Below are 23,775 nucleotides of genomic sequence, written 5' to 3'. Positions count from 1 at the left end.
TTCTTAGGTCGGGTGCCTGTCTATTTCGTGTAGCAGGTTCCAGAGGGTCCCTCCATTGGGGACGCGGCTCCGTCCGACCTGACGATCATGACGTCAATGCAGGTGATGTTCCTGTCCGGCGGCGGTGCTACCTCGACGCGGGTCTCCTTTGCCACCTGGTAGGGCCCTGGTTCGCGGGTCACGAAATCAGTGAGGCGCCACTTGTAGGTGTCGCCGTCCTTCGGCTGGGGATTCGTCCACGTGAAGACAATCCTGCCGTTGGCGCCCATCACACCATCGAGGCCCGCAACATCCGGGACGGTCCCGTTGTCCAGGGCATCCGCCGGGGGCTTGCTGATCTGGGCGGTCTCGGCCACCTTCGGCCCCGGTGCTGATGACGCCAGCACGATCCCCACAATCATGGCCAGCACCAGCACCGTCCCGCCCGCGAGGGCGAGCCACAGGTTCCGTTTGCCCTGGTCAGGAGCGGTCTCCGGTGCCGTTTCCGGCGCGGCCGCGGGACGGCTGATGGTCGCATCGATTTCCGGTTCCGCGCGGCCAGTCCGGCCGCCGGCATGCTGCGCCGCCTGCTGCGCCGCCTGCTGTCCGGTCTGGTGTGCCGCCTGGCCGGGGAGCAAGCCAGGGCGCTGGACAGTTGCGTCGGGTACCGTGCCATAGTCGGCGGCCGGCGCGCTGCCGCGGAGCATCGTGGCATGGGCCCACTCCCCCGCCGGATCTCCAACCGCCTGGCCGGCCGGGCTGCTGCCTGCCGGGCCGCCCACCCGAGTGCCGGCACCCTGGCCGTCCTGCGGGCCGGTGAAAAGACTGCCCGGAACCTGTGGCCGGGGCACTGACGCGGCCGCAGGTGCCGGGGCAAATCCTCCTGCGGAAAAGCCCGACGGCGGGGCGCCGGCGCCGGGGCCCTGAGGCCGGGTGCGGGCCGGGAAAGTGGGGGCGCTGCCGGTCCGCTCGGGATCGATCGCCGCAATGCTCCGGACGCGGGTCTCCTCGAATCCGTCGTCGGGGTGACTGTCATCGTGGTTGGCCTCTTCGAGCACTTCAAAGGGCGTGACCGAGAGGTTCAGTTCGGCCTGGATCCGCTGCAGGGCGAGGGCAAAGGCGTGGGCCGAGGAGTACCTGGAGGCAGCAGGCTTGGCCATGGCGGTGGCAAGCGCGCGTTCCAACGACTCGGGCACGTCAGCCCGGCCCAGACGGGGCAGCGGCGAGTTGGTGATACGGGAGATCAGCTCACGCTGGGAATTGTCGGTGCCCGGCATCACGAACGGCGACCTGCCGGCAAGCAGGGTGTAGAGGGTGGCGCCCAGCGCCCAAACGTCCACCATCACTCCGTCAACGGGGCCGTCGGTGAACTGTTCCGGCGGCGACCACGGGATGGACATCCCCGCGTCTTCATCGGCGTCGCCACCCAGGGTGCCCGAGATTCCGAAGTCCGTCAGGGCGGGCCGGTTGTAGTCCGTGACCAGGATGTTGGCGGGTTTGATGTCCCGGTGGGCGATGCCGGCGCGGTGGGCTGTCTCGACGGCGGAGGCCACCTGGATGCCGACGGCAAGGACTTCGTCAACGCTGAAACGCTGGCGGCGGTAGCGGACATCCAGGCTGGGCCTGGAACAGTACTCCATGGCCAGGTAGGAGTGCCCGGCCTCGGTCACCTCTGCCTCGTAAATCGTCACGATGTACGGGTGGGACGAGAGCTGGGCCATCAGGTTGGCCTCGGACTCGAACCGGCGCCGGGCACCCTCGGTCTTCAGGTCCGAGAGGAGTACCTTGACGGCCACCTTGCGCCGGGGTCGGTCCTGTTCATAAAGGTAGACGTCGGAGAACCCGCCGGAGCCGAGCAGGCTGATGTAAGTGAACCCCGGAATAGGGGGCGGCGGCGCAATCGGCCGTTTGGAACTCAAAGAATCTCCTCAAAACGCAATGAGATATCGTCACCCAGTTCCGCGATATCGCCGTCGAGCAGGATGGCCATCTCGTTCTGTGCCAGGCGGCGCGGCTGCTGACCCTCACGGACCAGGACCGTGCCGTTGGTGGCTTTCAGATCGCACAGCATCACATGCCAGCCCTCGAGCCGGACCTCAACGTGCGAACGTGAAATGTCGCCGCCGGGGCTGGATACCTGGACGAGCCGGGGCATCACGCCGCCCTGGACCCGGGAAACGGAAGGCTGACGACCGATGACCAGCGACTGGTCAAGGTCCACCAGTTCACCGGTAGAGACACGCATCCTACCGAGCCGCGGCCGGGCAACCTGGACGGCGTCCGGTGGAAGCGGCGAACCGCATGTGGCGCACTGGGCGTGGGTGGGCGGGTTGGCGTGGCCGCTGCCGCAGACCAGGGCCAGGACCAGGGGCCCGGTGCCGGATGCCGGTTCGTGTACGGGTTCCGGGTGTGCGCCCAGGCCGGCAAGGTCGCTCTTCATGATGGTTTGGCCGTCATGGTCTCCGTCAAACTCCTCGGGATCCACAATTGGGCCGCTGGCGGGAACGGGCACCTGGGGCGGGTTGAACGACGGCGGAACCTGTGCGGCCGGAACGGTGCTCCCACCGGTCCGCCACGGGACCGAGTCAATGAGGCCGCCGCCGGGGCCTGTCGCCGGCACGGAGAGTGGAAGGGGTGTGGCCGGAGCGGGTGTGGCCGGAACGGGTGCGTCCGGCGCTGGTGTGCCCGGAGATGGCGCGTCCGGCGTGGCGTCAGTGTCAGGTGCTGCTGCGTCAGGCGCTGCGTCAGCGTCGGAATCTTCAGGCTCGTCGCGCACGGCCGCGTCCTCGATGCGGCGCATCACAGTCTTTTCCCACAGATGGTCGTACGTGCCGGTCAGCTCGTGTGCGGGCATCTGGTCGGCAGGGGCCGCGGACTCAACCTCCGAGGAAGGTTCGGCCCGGGCCTCCTGCTCAGTCTCAGCTGTCTCCGCGGCATAGTGGGCGTCATCGTCCATGAGCCCCATCACCGTCTCAACCGAGGCCTCGCGGTCCGTGGTTCCTGTGCTGCCGGTGCTTCCGCTGAGCGAACTGTCGGCGTCGGCCTCTGGCGGAACGTCAGCTTCCTGCGCCGCGTCAGTTTCCCGTACGACGGCGGGCTCCGGTGCTGCGTCCGGCTGCGGTTTAGCTTCGGGCTGTGGTGCAACTTCCCGCTGAGGTGCAACCTCGGGCTCGGCTGCGGCGGCGAATTCAGGCGCGTCCGACGGGTCCGGTGCCCCTGCCGGTTCAGGTACCACAGGCGGTCCCGGTGCAACGATTTCCCGTGTCTCAGCCGGGGCACTCGTCACCGCCACGGTCAGCGACTGCAGCAGAACCACGCCCTCGGTGAGCGGCAGGACTGTCCCGGGCCGGGTCCCGCCCGCGACAGTCAGGCGGTACCACTCGGGCAGGTCGAAGCGCCGCTCAGTCCACGTGGTGACGTCCCGTCCATTCAGTTCCACGGGGCCGCCGGGCAGCTGTACGGTCAGGTCCAGGTCACCGCGGAGGAAGACCCGCAGCCCGTCACGGAAATCCACGATGCCGAACGACGGGATCTTTGCCAGCGAAACACCGAAGCTGCTGGTGACCGCATGCAGGACCTCGTGCACTTCAGGAGCGTCCTCGAGCAGGTCCCAGAGCGACTGGACGAGGGCCGGCGAGGTGCCGGGGCCCAGGAACACGGCAGTGCGCGAGCGGAGGACGCCCAGCCAGGCGCCCGCTGTGTAGTTGGCGGTGGCCATCTCAGTGTTTCCCGCTTTCGTCTTCATCCGCAACCGCCCGGCTGGCGTCAACAATTTCTGCTCTGGGCAGCGTGACCTCCACTGCCGCATCCACGGTGGGCCGGGGGGCGGTGGTGGCAATGCCGGCGTCGTTCATCACGTTCTTGGCGTCAACCACAATGACGGTGACGTTGTCGCGGCCCCCGTTGCGGAGGGCGGCCTGGATCAGGGCATCCACGGCGTCCTGGGGATGGGCAACGGTGCTGAGGATGCGGAACAAGTGCTCGTCCGTCAGCTCACCGGTGAGGCCATCCGAGCAGATCAGGATCCGGTCGCCCTCCTCAACGGGCAGCAGCCAGTAATCCGCTTCCGTCTCGTCGCCGGTGCCCAGAGCCCGGGTGACCACGTGGCGGCGGGGGTGGACAGTGGCCTGCTCGGGCGTGATTTCGCCCGCGTCCACGAGTTCCTGGACCTCCGAGTGGTCCACGCTGACCTGGGCAAAATGCCCCTGGCTCAGCCGATACGTCCGGGAATCGCCGATGTTCAGGACCAGCCAGTACGGCATTCCCATCTGCTCCACCACAACAGCGCCTGTCAGCGTGGTTCCGGCCCGGGCGCCGGTGGCTTCGCGGATGGAGCTGTCGGCGCGGAGCAGGTACTGCTGGAGTACGGCGGCGGTGACGCTGCGCTCGCCGGTGGCCAGTTGCGGCATGGCCGCCAACGCACGGACGCACATGCCGCTGGCGATCTCCCCGGCTTCGTGCCCGCCCATGCCGTCGGCCACGGCAAAGACCGGGTCCGAGGCGATGAAGGAGTCTTCATTGAGCTCGCGGCGCAGTCCGCGGTCCGTGCCGTAGCCATAGCTCAGGCTGAGGCCGGGCACGTTTTCTGCGTCGGGGGAAACACTGGCGGGCTGAGGGTTCATGCCTGTCCTAGGTGGAAGGAGCGGTCACCAAAGTGGACGGTGGATCCCGGGCTGACAAAGGCGGGCACGGCCGGCTGAAGGGGCGTCCGGCGGCCATCCGGCGTGGTGACGGCGCTGCCGTTGGTGGAGTTGCGGTCCGTCACCCAGACGCCTGCACCGTCGGTCAGCAGGTGGAGGTGTGTCTTGGAAATAGAGCGGCCGGGATCCGTAACGGGCAGGAGCTGGGCCTGCTGCTCACCCGCTTGGGCCACGGGGTTCCGCCCCACCAGGACGCTGCGGTCCAGCTGGAAGTCCCGGCCGTCGTCGAGCTTGATCCGCAGCACGGCGACTGGGGCGGCAGAGGCCGCACCGCCGCGCATCTGCGTGCGGTCCAGGTCATCGTCGGGGTGTGCTGCGCCCGAGGCGGGAACCGGAAGGGTCGCCGCCGGGGCTATTGGCGGGTGGAACGAATTGGCTGCCGGCGGGGAGAACGACGGCGGCGCATACGTCTGTGCCGCGGCGTAAGGCTGAGCGGGGGCGGACTGCGCGGTTTCCGGCTGAACGGCTGTGGGCTGCGGCGCAGGCTGCGGGGCGTATGGCTGGACCTGCGCAGGCTGCGCGGGTGCGGGCTGCGCGGGTGCAGGGGGTGCAGCATACGACTGGACGGGGGCGTGCTGGACGGAGGCACGCTGGGCGGGGGCGGCCTGCTGGGCCACCGGCGAAGCCACCGGCTGCACGGGCGGCAGGTCCAGGGGCGCGAAACTGTAGGGACCTTGGATCCCGCCCGTGGTGATGGGGTTGCGGCCCGCGTTGACATCGAAAACCAGGGTTTTGGCCGCTGCATCGTGCCAGCCACGGAGCCTGCCATCGGCGTCCCACGTATTGGACACAACCACCAGGACGGCCCACACGGCACCGACCAGAACCAACGGCCCGAGGATGAACAGCGCGATGTCGAACCATTTGAAGATGACGATCAGCACCGCGGCCAAGACTGCCAGGATGATCCCGGCACCGGTGACCAGGCCACGCACGAAAACTCCGCCGGTGCCGGGGGCGTAACCGTCCTTGTCAGCACTGCGGATACCCATGACCCGGCCGCCAATGGTGGCACCGGAACGGCCCTCCATGCCGGCGAGGACCACCAGATACACCAGGGTCAGGCCCAGTCCGATGCTGCCGAACAGGACCAGGGAGGCGGTGTCGTAGATGATAAAACCGCCGCTTTGGGTGCGGGTGATGCCGGCAAAGCCGATGGCAAAGGTCACCACCAACACCGCGACGGGTGCCAGCCAGTCCAGTACTGCGGCGCCTAGCCTTTTGCCGGCCGTGGCTGGAACCAGCTCAAGATTGGCTGCCATTCCCGTTCCTCCCCCTGGAGCCGTTTGTACTACCGGGATAGTACCGGGAATCTGACCCGCGTGCGCCGCAGCGTTTTCCATCAGGGCCCGCTGTGCATGGTCCACGTTGCGTCCGCTGCGGGCAGATCTGTTGGGCAGCGGGGCACCGCAGGCCGTGCAGAACGTGGCGCCGCCGCGGATCAGTTGCTGGCACCGTTGGCAGCGCTCGGGCTCGGTCATCATGATTTAGTGTGGTTCTTCCTGCCAGGGTTCCGCAGAACGGTGGTCTCATCAGCCTCGGACGCAGCCGCCGTGCCGCCGGAGCTGTTGCCCTGCACCGCAGGATCCGTGCTGCCGGGAACGTCCGGACCGGTCTCCACCCTACCGGTGGCGGGCGGTTGTGCCGCTGCAGTCCTGGCGGAACGCGTCGGCAGCAGCAGCCCGAGCCGTGTACTGCGGGATGTCAGGGCAGTGCGGCCATCGGCCAGCAGGGACCGTGGCGAGAACCTGGCCCGCTGGCGCCGCCAGAATCCGACGGTGCCGGTGATCTCCTTCAGTGAACCGTCCACGATGGCCCAGTACTCCCGGACCTCGTCCTCGGTGGGCTGGCCCGCCCCGAAGATGGAGGCGTCCGCGCGGTTCGCCAGCAGAGTGGTGGTCTGTCCCGTGGCCGGGAAGGCCTCGGCGACCACTGCCGCACTTTCGCGCCGCGTTGAACGGGTGTTAATCCCGGCGCCCATGTCCGTAGCCAGGCTCAGGACCTCATTCCATCCCCCGCCGACCCGCTGCGCAGGATGGCCGTCGGTGAAACGCGCCTTCCGGCGTCGTGATTTGAGGAACGCGATCAGCAGCAGCGGCAACGCAAGGATGGCCAGCGGGATCAGCGCCACGCCCAGAGCACCGAGCAGGGCACCCCAGAACAGCCACGGGTTGTTCTTCTTCTCATCCGCGTCAAGCGCGTCGGGCGAGGAATCCGTCGGCAGGTCCACCGGCTCCTGCGGCGGGGGCGGCGGCTGCAGCACCTGCGGCTTCGGCTTGGACTTGTTTTCCGGGTCTGGCGGGATGGGGATGTTGTCCTTGGGCGGCGTGGGGTCGAAGCTGACCCAGCCCACCCGGTCGAAGGCAACTTCCACCCAGGCATGGACGTCCTTGCCCGTAATTTTGACCTCTCCGGCGCCGTTCTCCGGGCTGGTCGGATCAGGGTAGAAACCCATAACGACGCGCGACGGGATGCCAAGGTGGCGCAGCATCAGGGACATGGACACGGCGTACTGTTCGTCGTCGCCGAGCATCTGCTTGGCGGTCAGCAGGTTCCTGATGCGGGACGAACTATGGCCGGACACGCTGGGCAGTTGGCCCTCAGTGACCAGCCCGTTGCTGAAAGCACCGGTCTTCTGGAAATGCGCTTCGATCTGGCGCACGCGGTCGATGGGGGTGGGCGCATCGGACGACAGGTCATTGGCCTGGGAACCAACCACCGGCGGGACCTCAAGCGCATCGGGAAGGGTGATCTTCGCGAAGTCGTACTGGGTCAGCTGGCCGTGCTCAAGCTTGACCGGATCCGAGACCTGGACGCTGTAGGAATCGCCCTGGGACAGGCCCTGGGTGGTGACAGCGGTGTCCGTGCCCGCGTTGAAGTACAGGCCCGAGGCCGCAACGGACGCACTCCGGTCAAAGCTCAGGCCGGTTGTCTTCCGGCCGCCCGGGACAAAATATCCCTGGTAGTCCTCGATGATGATGTCCAGGGAGTAATCGTTGGTGGCCACCACGCTGGCCGTGTCCGCCAAGGTGTTGATGGACGCAGTGTCTCCCACCTTGCTGAAGCTGCCGGAACCGTTGGGGTCCATGTTGTAGTTGGTGCCGTTGAAGGCATCCAGGGCGCCCAGCCGGACCCTGCCGTCCCGGGGAAGTCCCTTGACCACAAAGAGGGTGTCGTCCTTCTGGTCTTTGACGAACGTCCGGAAACTTGCCAGGGGCGTGATGTAGTCCTTGGGGTCGAAGGGCGGGACCACAACGTTGCGCAGGACCTTGCGGTCGCTGCTGGCGGTGACCAGTGGCGCGGCCACGGCCGTGATGGCCACGCTGGCCGCGATGACGGCGGCGGCGGTACCGAGCCTGCGGAGCTTTGCCCGCTTAGCCGTGGCGGCGTCTGCCTGCGGCCGGTTGACCGAGACCTTCCGGGTATCACTGCGCCGCAGCACGTCCCGGCGGAAGGTCGCCCAGGCAATCGCGACCACGGTCAGGCCAATGCCACGCTCAACGGTCAGGAAGGCCGCATTGGTGCTGAACGCAATACCGGTGACAAAGAGCACCAGCACCGGAAGCAGCGGCCAGTACGGGCTCTTCAGACGCCAGATCAGCAGGCCGGCAACCAGGGCTGTGAGCAGCGAACTCAGGAACGGGACAATCAGGACACCGCCGGCGGATCCCACCGGAACGCCCACCGTGAGCATGTCCTTCCAGGCAAACACCACGCCCAGCAGCAGCGTACGCAGGGAGTCGAGGCTCGGGACGAAGCCTGCAATCGCAGCATCCGGCACCGCGAGGAACGTTCCGAAAACCAGATAGGCGCCCAGGGCGAGTGCCGTGGTGATCAGCAGGCCAAGGCGCAGGTGGGCATTGAGGGCGGCGATGCCGAGGCCCAGGATGATGCCGCCGAATCCGGCGATCAGGTAATAGGGGTCGCCGCCGAAGCTGAGGCTGAATCCCAGCACGCCGAGCCCGAGCAATACGGTGAGCGCGCCGGCGTCGAGAATGAAGTGCCAGGCGGGCTGGCCGTCGGCGAAGGCTGACTCACCCTGCCGCCGCGAGGACGCCCGGGGCCGGAGGTCGGATGCGGAGCTCATGCTGCTGCCTTTCTGAGGACGATGGCGAGGTCGGCGAGGTCGCCGAGCGTCAGCACTGTCAGGTCTGCAATGTTGGCGCGGCCGGGGGCTGCCCCGATCTGGAGCCGGACCGCCAGGCTCCGCACACCGGGCGGGACGGACGCCGCCGCCGAACGGAGCTGCGAGGGCGTCACATTGCTGCCCACCACGAAAAACACCACCGAAGCATTAGGGACGGTGTCGGCCAGGGTCCGGGCGAGGTCGACGGCGTTGCGCCGCATGGGTGCCCCGGCGATCCGGGTCATGTCGTCCAGCAGGTTGCGGCCGGTTTCGCAGCGAAGCGGCCCCTTCTGCGTGAGGACATTGAGCTCGCGCTGCTCGCGGATGGCCTGCCGTCCGATCGATGCGGCCGCCGAAATGGCCATTTCGAATTCCTGCTCAGAGGCGTATTCGTCGGTATTGATGGAAAGCGAGATGGCCAGGTGGGCGCGTCTCGTCTCCTCGAACTGGCGCACCATGAGCTTGTTGGTCCGCGCCGTGGTCTTCCAGTGGATATGCCGCCGGTCATCGCCCGGGACATAGTCGCGCAGCGCATGGAAGGAGACGTCGGCACTGGACAGATCCGTGGTGGGCATGCCTTCAAGGTCGCGGATGAAGCCAGCCGCGGAACCGGCCAGGGCCACCGTTTTGGGGTGGACGAAGAGGTCCTCCGGTTCGGTCCACATCACCTGGCGGCGGAGCAGGTGCAGCGGGTCTGCCCTGACAGACCGGACGGGCCCCACCACGATCACAGCGCGGCGGGCCGTCGGGATGGTGAAAAGGTCCTCGTGCACCTGCTGGGGTTTCATCCTGGGCAGGTGGAAGACGGCCGTAGCGTTGCCCACCGGCAGTTCCAGGGCGGCCGGCAGCAGCGGGCGCGTGGAGGTGTTTGAGACGGCGATGCTACCTACCGCACTGTCCCCCACTGCCACCCGCGTCCGGGCGAGGTCCAGGATCACGCCGTACGAGGACCGGCCCAGGATGAACCCGATAGCGATCAGGAAGAGGACGAACGCCGCGATGGCTGCAGCTTTTGCCTCCTGCCAGCCGAAGGCCTGCCCCGCGGTCCACAGCAGGATCGAGGCGGCAAGAACCGACCAGCCCAGGATGCTGACCACCGACAGAACCGGCCACGCGTAGTGCAGCCACAAGCCACGGGCCTTCTCCCACGCCGGGGTGAGGGCAAGGCCTGCCGTGCTGGTGGCCTCGGCCCAAACAGAGGACGGGTGCAGCCTGGTGGGTTTGCCGTTCCGGTGGAAGGGTTGCCGGAGGCGTTCAGCGAGCCGGTTCAGCGGAGTGCTGCTGGACATAGAGGTACCTTTGTTCGCGCTGAAGGGTGATCGTCCGGGGCTTTGGAGAGCGTCAGACGGTGGCGCGCTGCTGCGGTGCGGCGACGTCGGACAGCACCCGGGCCAGGATGGCCTCGGGTGTGGCGCCGGAGAACTCCGCTTCCGGGTCCATCACGAAGCGGTGGGTCCAGACCATGGGGGCCAGTTCCTTGACGTCGTCCGGCAGGACGAAGTTGCGCCCCTGGCTCGCAGCCCAGACCTTCGCAGCCCGGACCATGGCGATGGCACCGCGCACGGAGACGCCCAACCGGCTCTCGGGCGCGTTGCGGGTCTCCTCACAGAGCCGGGAAATGTATTCCAGGACAGCCGTATCAACGTGCACGGTGGCTGCCAGATCGGCCATGTCCGCGACAGCCTGCGTGGTGATGACTGCAGTGAGTTCCTTGGAACGGTCCTTGAGATTGGAGCCACCCAGCAGTTGCACGGTGGAGGCGTGGTCCGGGTAGCCGATGGAGGTCTTGATCAGGAAGCGGTCCAGTTGCGCCTCGGGAAGTCGGTAGGTACCGGCCTGCTCGATGGGGTTCTGGGTGGCCATCACCATAAACGGCCGGCCTGCTTCATAGGTCACGCCGTCCACGGTGACGCGGGATTCCTCCATGACTTCCAGCAGTGCCGACTGGGTCTTGGGTGAGGCACGGTTGATTTCGTCGGCCAGGACGATGTTGTTGAAGATCGGGCCTTTGTGGAACTCGAACTTCTGCGTCTTCTGGTCGTAGATGGTCACACCGGTGACGTCCGAGGGCAGGAGGTCGGGGGTGAACTGGATGCGGTTGTTGGAGCCCTGGACCGTTGCGGCCATCGCCCTGGCCAGCATGGTCTTGCCGGTGCCGGGCGCATCCTCGAACAACACGTGCCCCTCGGCCAGCATCGCCGTGAAGGTCAGCCGGATGACGTGCTCCTTGCCCAGCACCGCCTGGCCCACGTTGGAAACGAGCTTGTCGAAAGTGCCTGCAAACCATTCGGCCTGCTCGGTGGTCATGGTCATGAAAGGGGTTCCTTTGCTTGTGGTGCTGGAGTTGTAGCGGGCGTACCCGGGTGGGGCGTCAGGGTGTCTGGCTTAGCGCTTGGGCATTCCGTTGGGCGGGTTGCCGGGGTGGTTGGTGGTATCGCTGCGGACGTAGTTTCCTGCCGCGGCACCACTGGTCAGGTGGTACCAGATGCCGGAGGGGTTTTCGTTTGTCTTGTACCAGACCACGTAGAAGTCCGAGTCAGCAGGCTGGTTCGCGGGCATCCACTTGCCGCCGCCGACACAGGAGGACGGGTTGCCTTGCCGGAAGCTGTCCGTGCCGTATCCCGGTTCGGTGCAACTGCGAACCGGCGTGGCCGTGATGCTCCACGACGTCGGGACCGGCGGCGGCGGTGCGGCACCGCTGCGTGAGGTGTCACTGCCAATCCTGCCAGGCTGGTTTGCGCTGACCGCGCGGACTTCCAGCTTGTGCGTCTCGCTGAAGCCGACGCTCTTGGAGAACGACCTCTGCCCGGTGTCCTGCCACGTCCCGTTGTCCAGGCTGTACTGGTATCCGGTCACCGCGCGGCCATTGCCGCTGGGCGCGCTCCAGCTCCAGGAAACTGTCTTATCCCCGACGCCGCTGCTGTTGCTGCCCGTCACGGTGGGAGCGAAGGCCAGCCCATAAGGATTGACGCTGTTCGATGCGGGGCTCGCGTCACCCGCCGTTGAACTGCGGGATGAAACAGCCCAGACTACGACGGAAGTGTCGGTGCCGTTGGCGGCCGCCACGGTTCCTCCGCCAGCGACGATATTTCCGGTTCCACCGCCTGACGTCAGCCGGTACCGGTAGGAGATCTCACTTGCCGTCGATCCGTTGCGCTGCGCATCGGTCAGCTGGGTGAACCGGACATCGATCTTCCCGCCGTCACCGTTGGTGCCGACAAGGGTGGCCGACGGAGTTCCCACCATGGCCGGTTTGCCCACCGCACGCACGGCTGCGGATTGCGCGCTCGTCCCGGAGGTGCCCGCCTTGTTGGTGGCTGACACGGTGAAGGTGTAACCCGATTCGGAGTTGTCCACCGTGACGTTCTGCGAAGTGCCCGCGACTTGCTGGGATGACACCGCGGCCCCTCCCCTCAGGGTGGTCAGGGTGTACGAGGACACTGCGTCACCGTTGTTGTTCGGCGCAGTCCAGGACACCTTGAGCTGGCTCTGGGTACCCACCGAAGGGGCCGCCGTCGCCGATGGCGCAGCCGGCGTCGCCGGCACGCCTGCAGGCACCTCAGCCGCCGAGTAGGTGCTCCACTCGGACGGTTCCTTGGCGTCATTCCGTGCCAGGACACGCACCTTGTAGGACACCCCGTTCTGGAGTCCCTTCCACACGTAGCTGACAGCCGTCAGGCCCTGGACCTGGGCGTTCTGGCCTGCCGGTGCCGGTGAAATCTCCAGGTCGTATGACTTGACCGGGGATCCCTTGCTGGCCGGAGCCACCCAGTTCACCGCGAGCTGCCTGTCACCGAACTTGAGGTTGGGCGCCAGCGGAGTGTCCGGCTTGACGTCGGGCCTGACCTCCGCCGAGGCGGGTGAACGGTCGGATTCACCGAACTCGTTGGTGGCCGTGACCTCGAAGGTGTATTTGGTGTTGTTGACCAGTCCGGTCAGTGTGCAGGTGTTCGCCGGGCAGTCCTGCCTGAAACCGGCACCGTACACCGTGTATTTGGTGATCGGTGAGCCGCGGTCGGCCGGCGCGCTCCAGGACAGCAGTGCCGTCTGGTCCCCGACACTCTGCGCCTGCGGTGTGGTGGGTGCCAGTGGCTTGTCCTTGACTGTCAGCCGGATCCGGGCAGTGGCCTGCCTTGAGGCTTCGCCCGTCTTGTCGGCCACCGTGTAGGAGACCACCATTGATCCGCTGAACCCCGGGGCCGGCGTCACGGTGACTGCATCTCCTGAGACCTCCACGTTGCCGCTGCCGGTTTCGGCGGTGGCGGCAATGATCTTCAGGGCCTCTTCGGGGAAGGGGTTGGCGTCGTTGGCGAGGACCTTGACGGTGACAGGCTTTCCGGCGGCGGCGTTGGGTTCGAGATCATCATTGGCTACCGGCTTCGGCCGGTTGGAGGCGATGACGGACAGCTGGTAGGTGGCGGTCGCTTCCAGTCCGCGCGAATCCGTCGCCTTGACCTGAACAGCCCCCGAGGTGCCGGTGGCGGTTGATCCGTCCACCGAGGTCTTGAGGATTTTGCCGTCCATGCGGACGTTGAAGCCGGTAGGGCTGCCGCCCACCAGTTCGTACTTCATGGTGTCCACGTCGTTACGGTCCGGGTCAGAGGTCAGCCGGCTCAGGTCCAGGTCGGCAGACTCCCCCTTTGGCACCTCAATTTTGGCGCCCAGGAGTTCGGGCGGGTTGTTGCGGTTGGGGTCCGGCAACACCTTGGTGCGGATGCTGAGGGTGGACTTCAGGCCTGAAGGATCGTCAACGGCGGTGCCGTCGGTCACTTCAAAGCTCAGCGAGCCGGGCCCCACATAGTCCACGCCGGCGGTGTACTTCAGCGAGGTTCCGTCGCCGGACACGGGATTGCCGCCGTCCGAGCCGATGAGCTTGATGCGGTCTGTCTGGGTCAGCCGGGGTGACCGTCCTTCACGGACCTTCACCCAGTCCTTGAGGTCAACGTTCACGGATTGGCCCGAGATCACCTCGATGACCTCGTCCTTGGCGAGGGTGGGGACCTGCTGCCCCAGACCCGGCACCCAAATGATCGCGGTGGATTTTTGGCCGTCCACGTCTTCGACGTAGTACGGGATCAGCTGCGGCTGTTCGGTGAGTTCCACGATCATGTTGCCCTCGGCCCCGGGGCGTGCCGTGACGGCCTCGGTGCTGATCTTGAGGTTCTCACCCACGCCGTCGGGATCTTCGTCGTTCTTGAGGACGGGCACGTCCACGGCGGTCTTTCCCATGGCCTGGGCGGAGGTCACCCGGTCATCCCGGGCAATGGGAGCCTTCAGGGGAACCTCGTTGTCCACGACCACGCGGATGGTGGCCTGGGCGGATGCGCCCCGGTCGTCGGCGATGGTGTAGCGGACGTTGACCGTCCCGGCAGCGTTGGGGGCAAGCAGGATGATGCGTCCGCTGGTTTTGCTCACGGTGGCCTGGAGGGCAGCGTCAGCCTCGATGCCGTCCGTGAGGATGCGGATGAGGTCACCGTCGGGATCGGTGTCGTTCCCGGTGGCATCGACGGCGATCTGACGTCCGGGACGGACCTTCACCCCGTCATCCACCGGGGTGGGGTTCTGGTTTGTCTCGCCCCGGGGGGCGATGCCCACCGTCACGGTGCCGGTGTTGACGGCGCCCTGGCGGTCCACCACTTTGTAGCGGAAAGTATCTGTTCCGGCGCCGTCGCCGGCCGCGGTGAAGTCGATGAAGTTGCTGCCCACGGTGGCGGTTCCCATGGCAGGGGTGCTGTCGATACCGGTCAGCTGCACGGAGTCACCATCGGGATCGATCCCATCCAGGGGGACCGGAATCCGCACTGTTCCGGCGGCCACCACGCGGGCGGTGAGGTTCCGCGGCTGCGGCCGGGAGTTTTCGGCGCCTTCCAGCGGAAGGATGTGGATGGTGACAGCAGCGGCGCTCTTCTGCCCCTGCGGGTCCACGGCGTTGTAGATGGCCCGGACCGTTTTGGGCTGGGCGCCGGCGATGAACCGGACGGTGTTCTCGGAGATGAAGCTCTTGCCGTCCACTTCGTCGACGGTCTGCGGCAGGACGGGGTCAACGGTCAGTTGCTGGCCCTGCGGGTGGGTGTCGTTTTCGAGGACGGGGATGGTGACGACGTCGTTGATGCGGACGTTCACTTCGTCAGGTTTGGGCTGGGGTGCTTCGACGACGGCGGGAGCCGGGACCGGGACCACGGCGACACTGCCGGTGGCTGACTTCCTGCCGTTGGACATGGTGTATTCGAAGCGGAAGGGCTCCTTGCTGCCCAGCACGTCGGTGATGCGCAGGACGCTGTGGTCGATCACGCTCACCGAGGCCGTGGTGTTCTCCGGAAGCTTCACGGATTGCAGGACCAGCACGCCGCCGGACGGGTCCGAGTCGTTCGCCAGCGGGTCCAGGAGGACGCTGCCGCCGGTTGGCATCAGTGCCACATCGTGGACGGCGACGGGATCGCCGGCGTCGTTGCCGGATTCCACGTCAACGCGGATCAGGCCCTGGCTGCTTTGCGGCCCGTTGCTGGCGATGTAGGTCAGGTAGACCGGGCCCGGGGTGGTGCTGCGGAACGTGAAGGTGCCGCCGTCGGTAACGGGACCCAGTTCGGCGGGACCGTTGGCCTCAACCTGCGCCAGGCGGAGGGCACCGCCGTTGGGATCGACATCGTTTTTCAGGGGTGCGATCACCAGGTCCTGGCCCACCACCGCCGTGACGTGATCGGCGTTGACAACAGGCGCCAAGGCACCGGGGGGCTGGACATTCACCACAACCTTGCCGGTGACGGTGGCGCGGCCGTCCCAGATGGTGACTTCGACGTTTTTCTTGCCGGCGGTGGCGCCGGAGTCCTGGAACGTCAGCAGGCCGTCGCGGCGGACTTTGACCTGGTCTTGGTCGTTGTCGGCCTTCGCGTCCATGAGCACGAGGTCGTCGCCGTCGGGATCTGTCCAGTCGGTGAGGATGTTCTGGCTGACGGACTTGCCCTGTTCCACGAGCATGGTGGTGGAATCGCTGCCGCGTTTGAAGGCGGGCGGACGGTTTTCGTCGTCTCCCACCACGTTGAGCGTGACCTGTCCGCCGGCGGAAAGCCCCCGGCCGTCCGCGGCGTTGTAGCTGAACGTTTCGGTGCCGGGCCGGGCGTCTGCAGGCACGGAGATCTGGAAGGCCGTGCCGCCGTAAATGCTCTGGAGCGTTCCGGCCTTGGGTCCGGAGTCACCGACTGCGGCGGTCAGGACGTCGCCATCGGGATCGGAGTCGTTATCCAAGACGCTGAGGATGGTGGTGCGGCCGGGACGGACACCGACGGCGTCCGGTTTGGTTTCCGGCGGCCGGTTGGGTTTGGTGCGGTCCGGAAGGACGTTAATGGTGTTGTTGTCCGCCGATTCCTGGTCCTGCTCATCGGATTCGTTCTTCGGCGGCACAACGTCGTCCCAGTTGTTCACCAGCTGCATGTTCTGGTTCACCAGCCACACGTTCCCTGAGTTCACATCGTTCAGGACCACCAGGTCCCGGTTCACCCGGAACGCATACGACGGCGACGCACTCGCCTTGGGCACGGCCACGTTCTTATCGTCAGCGTCGTTGGCGCAGTCACGCACGTACTTGTTCGCCCCCGACCACGCCGCGTGCACGCACCCGCCCAACTGAACGGGCGCAGCGGGCACACCCTCGCCGTCGAACGTCACCGTCTTGGCTGTGGAACCGTCGAGGGGCTGCTTCAACAACGCCTTCCGGGTGGAAATAGCCACAAAATCACTCGCAGGACCGCCCTGCTGCAGCTTCGCATCCCGCGCATTGTCCAACTGCAGCCGCTTGCCGCCGGGCAGGAACAGATTCCCCGCCGCAGCGTCCAACACCACCGGCTTATCCCCCACCACCGTGATCTGCAGATCACCCGCACCCTTAAGCTCACCCCAGGTGCTGGTATCCGAGGCCACCACTGCACCGTTGGCGTCCACGGCGGTCACGGTGACCACGCCGGATTTCGGATCCGCCGAGTACACCCGGTCATCGGCACCGACCGCGGACACCAGGCCCTCGGAACCGACCATCACCGGCTCGGACGCCTCTTGGTCGAAACCATTGACCGTGGACGGCGAGAGGGCCCAGACCTTGCCGGCGGCCGGATCCGTCACCGAGATCACGCCGGCACCAAAGCTTACGTCCGCGGAGCCAGGCAGCTGCTTGTCCCCACCCAGGCGCATGTTCGCAGGAGAAACCTGGTTCAACGTTGAACCCGTCTCATCATCAACAAACACATCCCCCGCGTTCTGCAGGATGTCAAAAGTAGTGCTCGCCGGCGTCACCGCACCGTCAAGCACCCGCGACGGATAATTCAGCCGGCCCACGGCGTTATTGGACTTACTGACAACCCACACCCCGCCGTCGTTCAATTCCACCTCAGTGGTCTTAAACCCCGGATAGATGATCGCACCGGCAACCAACACGGCACCGGCGGCAGCAAAAGCCGACCCGGTAACCATCTTGTTGTGGCGTCTCTTGAGACCAAGCTTCCCCAGCAGAGTTCTCACAGCTTTTCTATTCCCCTGAAATTTGTGGCGGCCCCCCGGCCGTACCGTCCAGAGACCCGGTACCGGGCTCTCTGTTCCCGCGTTAGCCTACCGAAGCGCGGCTGGGGCCGCGATGGGTAGCGCTCCCCCATGGCCTGACCCGCGGTAATGTTCGTCATCAGCATTGCGGGATCCCATGGCCCTCAGGCTCACCCAGGGTGGTGTTGCCCACCTGGATGGTGCGGCCCACAAAACGGCCGTCGGGATGGGAGTTGATGCGGTACCACTTGTAAGTGCCGCGGGCGTCAGGGACTGTCCGCCACATGAAGCAATTGACGGTGAAGGACGGACCGGAGCCGTAAATCCAGGGATAGTCGCGGATGACACCGTCACAGGTATGTTCCGCACCCGCCGGCGACCGCCACGACGTTTGGCCCGACGCAGGCGCATCGGTGCACGTGCGGAAGCCAACGATTGAGTTGTCCCAATTTGTCTTGGCAGGCCCGGACCTGGCCGTCGCCGTGGCTACGGATCCGGCGGTCCCGACGGAATTCACGGTCTGCACCTGGATCGAGTGCGGTTCGTCGAACCCGCCGGTGTTCACCGTACGGCTTCCCGCCGCTGCGACCCGTTCCCAACCACGCCCGTCGATGTTGATCTGTGTGTAGGCGACGTCGTTCGTCGTTGGGGACGGTGAGGTCCAGCTGAAGCTGAGCGACTTCTGGTTCTGCCCGCCGTTCTGGCCGGACGCCGAGGGCGTGCCGGGCGCACCGTGTGGCGTAGTGTTTGCTGCTGTGCTGGCGTCCGAACTCGGGGCCACACTGGAGTTGGCCACCACGGTGATGGAGGTGGGCGTACCGTTCGTGAAGCCACTTACAGTCTGCCCGGGCTGGATGGAACCGCTCTGGCCGGTGCTGGCGTTGTAGCTGTAGCTGACCTCGCCATACGCCGAACCGTTGCGTTCGGCCGCAGTCAGCTCCTTGAAGTTGATGGTCACCTGGCGCCCCGCGCCCCCGGTGTCTGCGGCTGCCGCACTCACCCCTGAAACCTGCCCCAGCTTGCCGGTGGCGCGCCGGGGTGCCGAAGCCGGGCTGACGGCCCCTTTGCCTGCCTTGTTTTCGGCCTGGACCGTGAACGTGTAACCGGCTTCGGAGTTGTTCGCCGTGAAGTTCGCCGTACGCACCGTGCCCGCGATGGTCTGGGTTTGCGGCGCCCCGCCGCCACCGGTCATCGTGACGTAGTAGTTCTTAATTGCATCCCCGTTGGTATCGGGTTCAGTCCAGTTCACCCGCAGCTGGTTGGTGGTCCCGACGGATGAGGCCACGGCTGAGGTCGGTGCCGCAGGTGCCGCCGGCACCCCGGCCGGGTTGTCTTCGGAAGAGTAGATCCCCCATTCTGAGGGCCCCTGTTCGTTAACTGCCTGGGCGCGGACCTTGTAGCGGACACCGTTTGTCAGGCCGGGCCAGGTGTAGGTCAGTCCGGTTACGCCGTTTTTCACCGCGATGCCGTTTGCCGGTGGCGGTGAGATCTCCAGGTTGTAGCTCTTGACGGGCGAGCCCTCAGTCTTGGCAGGCGGCCAGTTGATGACCATGTTCTTATCGCCGGCTTTGACCGTGGGTGCCTCGGGCGGGGACGGCTTTTCGTCCGGTCGGATTTCGTTCGACTGCACGGAGGCCTGGGAGTCGCCCACCTCGTTGGTGGCCATGACGGTGAAGACGTACTTCACATCATTGGTCAGCCCGCTCAGCGTGCAGGTGGTGGTGATGCACTTTTGTTCGAAGCCGTTGTTGGACCGGACGGTGTACCCCGTGATCGTTGCGCCATTGTCCGACGGCGGCGCCCACTTGAGCACTGCCGTCCGGCTGCGCACGTCAGTGGCGGTGGGAGCCGAGGGCGCGTCCGGCTTGTCCCGGACAGTGATCCTGACGCGGCCGTTCGCATGGCGGGAGGGGTCGTCGGTTTTGTCGGAGACGGTATAGCGGAGCACCATAACGCCCTTGAATCCCTCCGCGGGCGTCACCGTGACGGAATCCCCGCTGCTGACCGGCTGGCCGGCTGCGGAGCCAGTTTCAAGACTGACCGAGACGATCTTCAGCGGGGTGTCGCTGAAGGGGTTGAAGTCATTGGCGAGGACGTTGATGGTTTCGGCCCGGCCGGCGTTGGCCTTCTCGATGACGTCCTCACTGGCTGTGGGAAGGGGCCTGTTGGAGGCCACTACGGTGGCCGTTACCGACGCCTTCACCGGTTCCGAGCGGCCGTCCGTGGCCTTCAGCGGGATGCTTCCCTTGCGGCCCGCGGACAAGCCTGCTGCGGCGCTGACTCTGAGCGTCTGGCCCTCAATGGTTGCCGTAAAGCCTTCCGGCATGGTGCCGTCGAACTCAAACTTGAGCTTCTCCTGGTCCCCGGAGTCCACGTCCTTGGCCAGGTTGCCCAACTCCAGGCTGGCGGTTTCGGCTTTCGGCACCTCAAGGTCCGTTCCGCTGAAAGTGGGCTCATGGTTTGCGGACGGGTCCGGGATGACCCGGGTGATGATGGTCAGGGTGGATTTCAGGCCCCGCGGATCTTCCGGACCGGACCCATCCGTCACTTCGAACGTCACGGAGCCCGGGCCCACATAATCCTCGAGCGCCGCATAGCGCAGGGCGTCCCCGCTTCCTGCGATGACGTTCCGGGTGTCAGCGCCCTGGACGCGGACCTTGTCCGCCTGGGTGATCTGCGGTGAGCGGCCTTCCCGGACCCGGACGTATTCACTGAGGTCGAGGGTGATTTCCTTGCCGGCCATCACTTCCACAACGTCGGTTCGGGCCAGGCTGGGGTGCTGTTCACCTTGGCCGGGCACCCAGATGACAGCGGTGGCGCTCTGGCCGTCAACGTCGGTGACGGTGTACGGGACCAGTTGGTCGCCCGGCGCGAGGCTGACCACCACATTGCCGTCGCCGCCCACGCGCGCGTTCGGGTTGCCGTCCGGAAGGCTGACCTTCAGCTCCGCAGCCACGCCATCGGGGTCCGAGTCGTTCTTCAGGACCGGCACATCAACGGCGGACTTGCCCAGCGTTTCAGCAGGAGTGATGACATCGTCCTTCGCCAGCGGCGCCTTGAGGGCGGCGTCGGGACTGACCCTGACCCGGATCACTGCACCGCCCTGGGCTTTTTTGTCATCCTGGATCTTGTAGCTGACGTTCTCATTGCCGGCGGTGCTGGGAGCGGTGAGCACAACCCTGCCGTCAGTGGTCTCGAGGCCGAGTTCGGATGGAGCTTCAAAAGCGTTGGAGACGAGCCCGATGGGGTCGCCGTCAGGGTCCGAATCGTTGCTGAGTGCGTCGACGGCGATCTTGCGTCCGGGGCGGACGTCCACGGAATCGTCCACGGCGATGGGTTTCTGGTTGTTGGCTTCGGGCGGTGCGATGCCCACAATAACGGTGCCGGTGTTCTCGGCGCCGATCCGGTCCCGGACGCGGTAGGTGAACGTATCCGTCCCGGCAGCCGTGCCCGTGGCGGTGAATTCGAGGTAGCCATCCTTGGCCACGGCCGTTCCCATGGCGGGGGCTTTGTCCACCCCGATCAGCTGCACGGAGTCGCCGTCCGAGTCGATGCCATCCAGCGGCACCGGGATCCGGACCACCATTCCGGAGACCACACGGGCGGTAAGGTTTTTCGGTTCCGGCCGGGTGTTCCGCTCGTCGTCGCGGGCGCGGATGCGGATGGTGACCTGCTGGGAGTCCGACTGGCCGGATTCGTTGGTGACTTTGTAAATTGCGTAAACCGTCTTGGGCACGTCTCCGGCGATAAAGCGCAAGGTGTCCCCAGCGTGGAACATCCGCCCGTCGGCGTCGTCGGGTTGCTGGGCCAGCACCGGCTCCAGCATGAGCTTGCCGCCGTTGGGGTCGGTGTCGTTCGCCAGGACAGGTATGGTCACCACGTCGCCCACCCGGACCGACACTTCGTCCGGTTTGGCTTGCGGGGCCTGGAGCTTGGCCGGAGCAGGCACCACCAGCACGGCGATGTCGCCGCTTGCCGAGGACTTGCCGTTCGAAATCGTGTACTTGACGTTGAGCTCACCCTGCGCCCGGATATCGGTGATCCGGATCACCGAGTGGTCCAGCACTGAGACGCTGACCGGCAACCCGTCGGCAGCTGTGACGGACTGGACCACCAGCACGCCACCGGACGGGTCCGAGTCGTTGCCCAGGACGTCCACCAGGACGGCTCCGCCGCTGGGCAGCAGGGCTATGTCGCGCACCGCAACGGGTGAGCCGTCCCCGTCGCCGGAAACCACATCCACCCGGACCAACTGCTGCGCGCTGGCTGGCCCGTTGGTTACCAGGTACGACACATAGTGGGAGCCCTCGGATGCGGAGTTGAAGGTGAAGGTCTGCTGATCCGCTCCCATCGTGGCTGTGGAGTTACCGTCCGGGGTGACCTGGGCGAGGCGAAGGGCACCCCCTTGCGGGTCAGAGTCGTTTTTCAGCGGTGCGATCACGGTGTCAACACCGGCGACCGCCACCACGTGGTCCGCATTGGCGATCGGCGGCAGGGCGCCGGAGGCGCGAACATCCACCGTGACCTTGCCTTCGGCGGTCGACTGGCCGTCGGAAACTGTCAGGGTTACCGCCTTCCGGCCGGGCTCGGTGCCGGCGTCCTGGAAGGTGAGGAGTCCGTCAGGCCGGATCTTGACCTGGTCACGGGGATCGCTGCCTGTAGCGCTGACTACGTACAGATCGTCGCCGTCGGGATCGATCCAGTCGATGAGGACGTTCTGGCTGACGGACTTGCCGGCCTGCACAACGAGCGTGGTATTTCGGTTCGGCTTCTGCCGCGGGGCGGAGTTCTGTCCGGGCGGAACGACATTGAGCGTGACATCGGAGGAGGCGCTGAGGCCCCGGCCATCGTCCACAGTGTATTTGAAGGTCTCGGACCCGGTTTTGTCCGCAGGGACGCTGACCTGGAAGCCGGTGGAACCGTAGATCGGGGCAAGTATGCCGGACCTGATCGGATCGGGGGCACGCACGGTGAGGATGTCGCCGTCGGGGTCGGTGTCATTGTCCAGGACCGGCAGGACCACGGTCCTGCCGGCACGCACCCCGAACGTATCCGGCTTGGCCACTGGAGCGCTGTTGGGTTTGGTGCGGTCCGGGAGGACGGTCTGCTGGACTTCGTCGGCGGAATCCTTGTCCGCATCATCGGACGTCTCCTTGGGCGGGATAACGTCGTCCCAGTTGTTCACCAGCTGCATGTTCTGGTTCACCAGCCACACGTTCCCCGAGTTCACATCGTTCAGGACCACCAGGTCCCGGTTCACCCGGAACGCATACGACGGCGACGCACTCGCCTTGGGCACGGCCACGTTCTTATCATCAGCATCATTCACACAGTCACGGACATACTTGTTCGCCCCCGACCACGCCGCGTGCACGCACCCGCCCAACTGAACGGGCGCAGCGGGCACACCCTCGCCGTCGAACGTCACCGTCTTGGCTGTGGAACCGTCGAGGGGCTGCTTCAACAACGCCTTCCGGGTGGAAATAGCCACAAAATCACTCGCAGGACCGCCCTGCTGCAGCTTCGCATCCCGCGCATTGTCCAACTGCAGCCGCTTGCCGCCGGGCAGGAACAGATTCCCCGCCGCAGCGTCCAACACCACCGGCTTATCCCCCACCACCGTGATCTGCAGATCACCCGCACCCTTAAGCTCACCCCAGGTGCTGGTATCCGAGGCCACCACTGCACCGTTGGCGTCCACGGCGGTCACGGTGACCACGCCGGATTTCGGATCCGCCGAGTACACCCGGTCATCGGCACCGACCGCGGACACCAGGCCCTCGGAACCGACCATCACCGGCTCGGACGCCTCTTGGTCGAAACCATTGACCGTGGACGGCGAGAGGGCCCAGACCTTGCCGGCGGCCGGATCCGTCACCGAGATCACGCCGGCACCAAAGCTTACGTCCGCGGAGCCAGGCAGCTGCTTGTCCCCACCCAGGCGCATGTTCGCAGGAGAAACCTGGTTCAACGTTGAACCCGTCTCATCATCAACAAACACATCCCCCGCGTTCTGCAGGATGTCAAAAGTAGTGCTCGCCGGCGTCACCGCACCGTCAAGCACCCGCGACGGATAATTCAGCCGGCCCACAGCGTTATTGGACTTACTGACAACCCACACCCCGCCGTCGTTCAATTCCACCTCAGTGGTCTTAAACCCCGGATAGATGATCGCACCAGCAACCAACACGGCACCGGCGGCAGCAAAAGCCGACCCGGTAACCATCTTGTTGTGGCTTCTCTTGAGACCAAGCTTCCCCAGCAGCGTTCTCACAGCTTTTCTATTCCCCTGAAATTATTACTGCCGTCCGGCAGCAGAATTGCCCGTGGTAGCCACCACGGGCCCACTCCGCCACTCCCCCGTAGAGACGCCGGAATAATGCTGATGCAGCCTGACGAACCGCCGCGCGGCCCGCTGTTGCTACTGCGGGGCCCTCCAGCGGC

9 protein-coding genes are annotated in these 23,775 nt (G+C 66.0%); all 9 read right to left on the bottom strand.

From position 1 onward, the window contains the following. Positions 1–20: 20 nt before the first annotated feature. On the bottom strand, positions 21–1,898 hold the full coding sequence (locus AC1MCD_RS06600; protein ID WP_498676990.1) for a serine/threonine-protein kinase: 1,878 nt from the start codon (positions 1,896–1,898) through the stop codon (positions 21–23). Continuing rightward, complete coding sequence (locus AC1MCD_RS06595) at positions 1,895–3,697, bottom strand: FHA domain-containing protein (RefSeq protein ID WP_498676986.1); 1,803 nt, start codon at positions 3,695–3,697, stop codon at positions 1,895–1,897. The genes AC1MCD_RS06600 and AC1MCD_RS06595 overlap by 4 nt, the downstream gene beginning before the upstream one ends. A 1-nt stretch (position 3,698) precedes the next feature. Continuing rightward, on the bottom strand, positions 3,699–4,601 hold the full coding sequence (locus AC1MCD_RS06590; RefSeq protein WP_498676984.1) for a PP2C family protein-serine/threonine phosphatase: 903 nt from the start codon (positions 4,599–4,601) through the stop codon (positions 3,699–3,701). Beyond that, the gene (locus AC1MCD_RS06585) at positions 4,598–5,941 is read right to left on the bottom strand and encodes an RDD family protein (RefSeq protein ID WP_498676982.1); all 1,344 of its coding nucleotides are present in this window, start codon (positions 5,939–5,941) and stop codon (positions 4,598–4,600) included. Before AC1MCD_RS06585 ends, AC1MCD_RS06590 begins: the two co-directional genes overlap by 4 nt. Positions 5,942–6,159: 218 nt before the next feature. Beyond that, positions 6,160–8,766 (bottom strand): transglutaminase TgpA family protein, encoded by a 2,607-nt coding sequence (locus tag AC1MCD_RS06580; protein WP_498676980.1) that lies wholly within the window; start codon positions 8,764–8,766, stop codon positions 6,160–6,162. Further along, positions 8,763–10,094: a DUF58 domain-containing protein gene (locus tag AC1MCD_RS06575; protein WP_498676978.1), complete on the bottom strand. Its 1,332-nt coding sequence runs from the start codon at positions 10,092–10,094 to the stop codon at positions 8,763–8,765. The genes AC1MCD_RS06580 and AC1MCD_RS06575 overlap by 4 nt, the downstream gene beginning before the upstream one ends. A 52-nt stretch (positions 10,095–10,146) precedes the next feature. Then, entirely contained in the window at positions 10,147–11,118 is a 972-nt protein-coding gene (locus AC1MCD_RS06570) for an AAA family ATPase (RefSeq protein ID WP_498676975.1), read from the bottom strand. 72 nt (positions 11,119–11,190) lie between these two features. Further along, a complete protein-coding gene (locus AC1MCD_RS06565) occupies positions 11,191–17,313 on the bottom strand; it encodes an Ig-like domain-containing protein (protein ID WP_498676973.1) in 6,123 nt (2,040 codons plus the stop codon). Between the two features lie 157 nt (positions 17,314–17,470). Further along, positions 17,471–23,557, bottom strand: a complete 6,087-nt coding sequence (locus AC1MCD_RS06560; protein WP_498678217.1) for an Ig-like domain-containing protein — start codon at positions 23,555–23,557, stop codon at positions 17,471–17,473. Positions 23,558–23,775: the final 218 nt, after the last annotated feature.

It is taken from the genome of Arthrobacter sp. BF1, from assembly GCF_056680215.1.
This window is presented reverse-complemented; position numbering and strand designations above follow the sequence as displayed.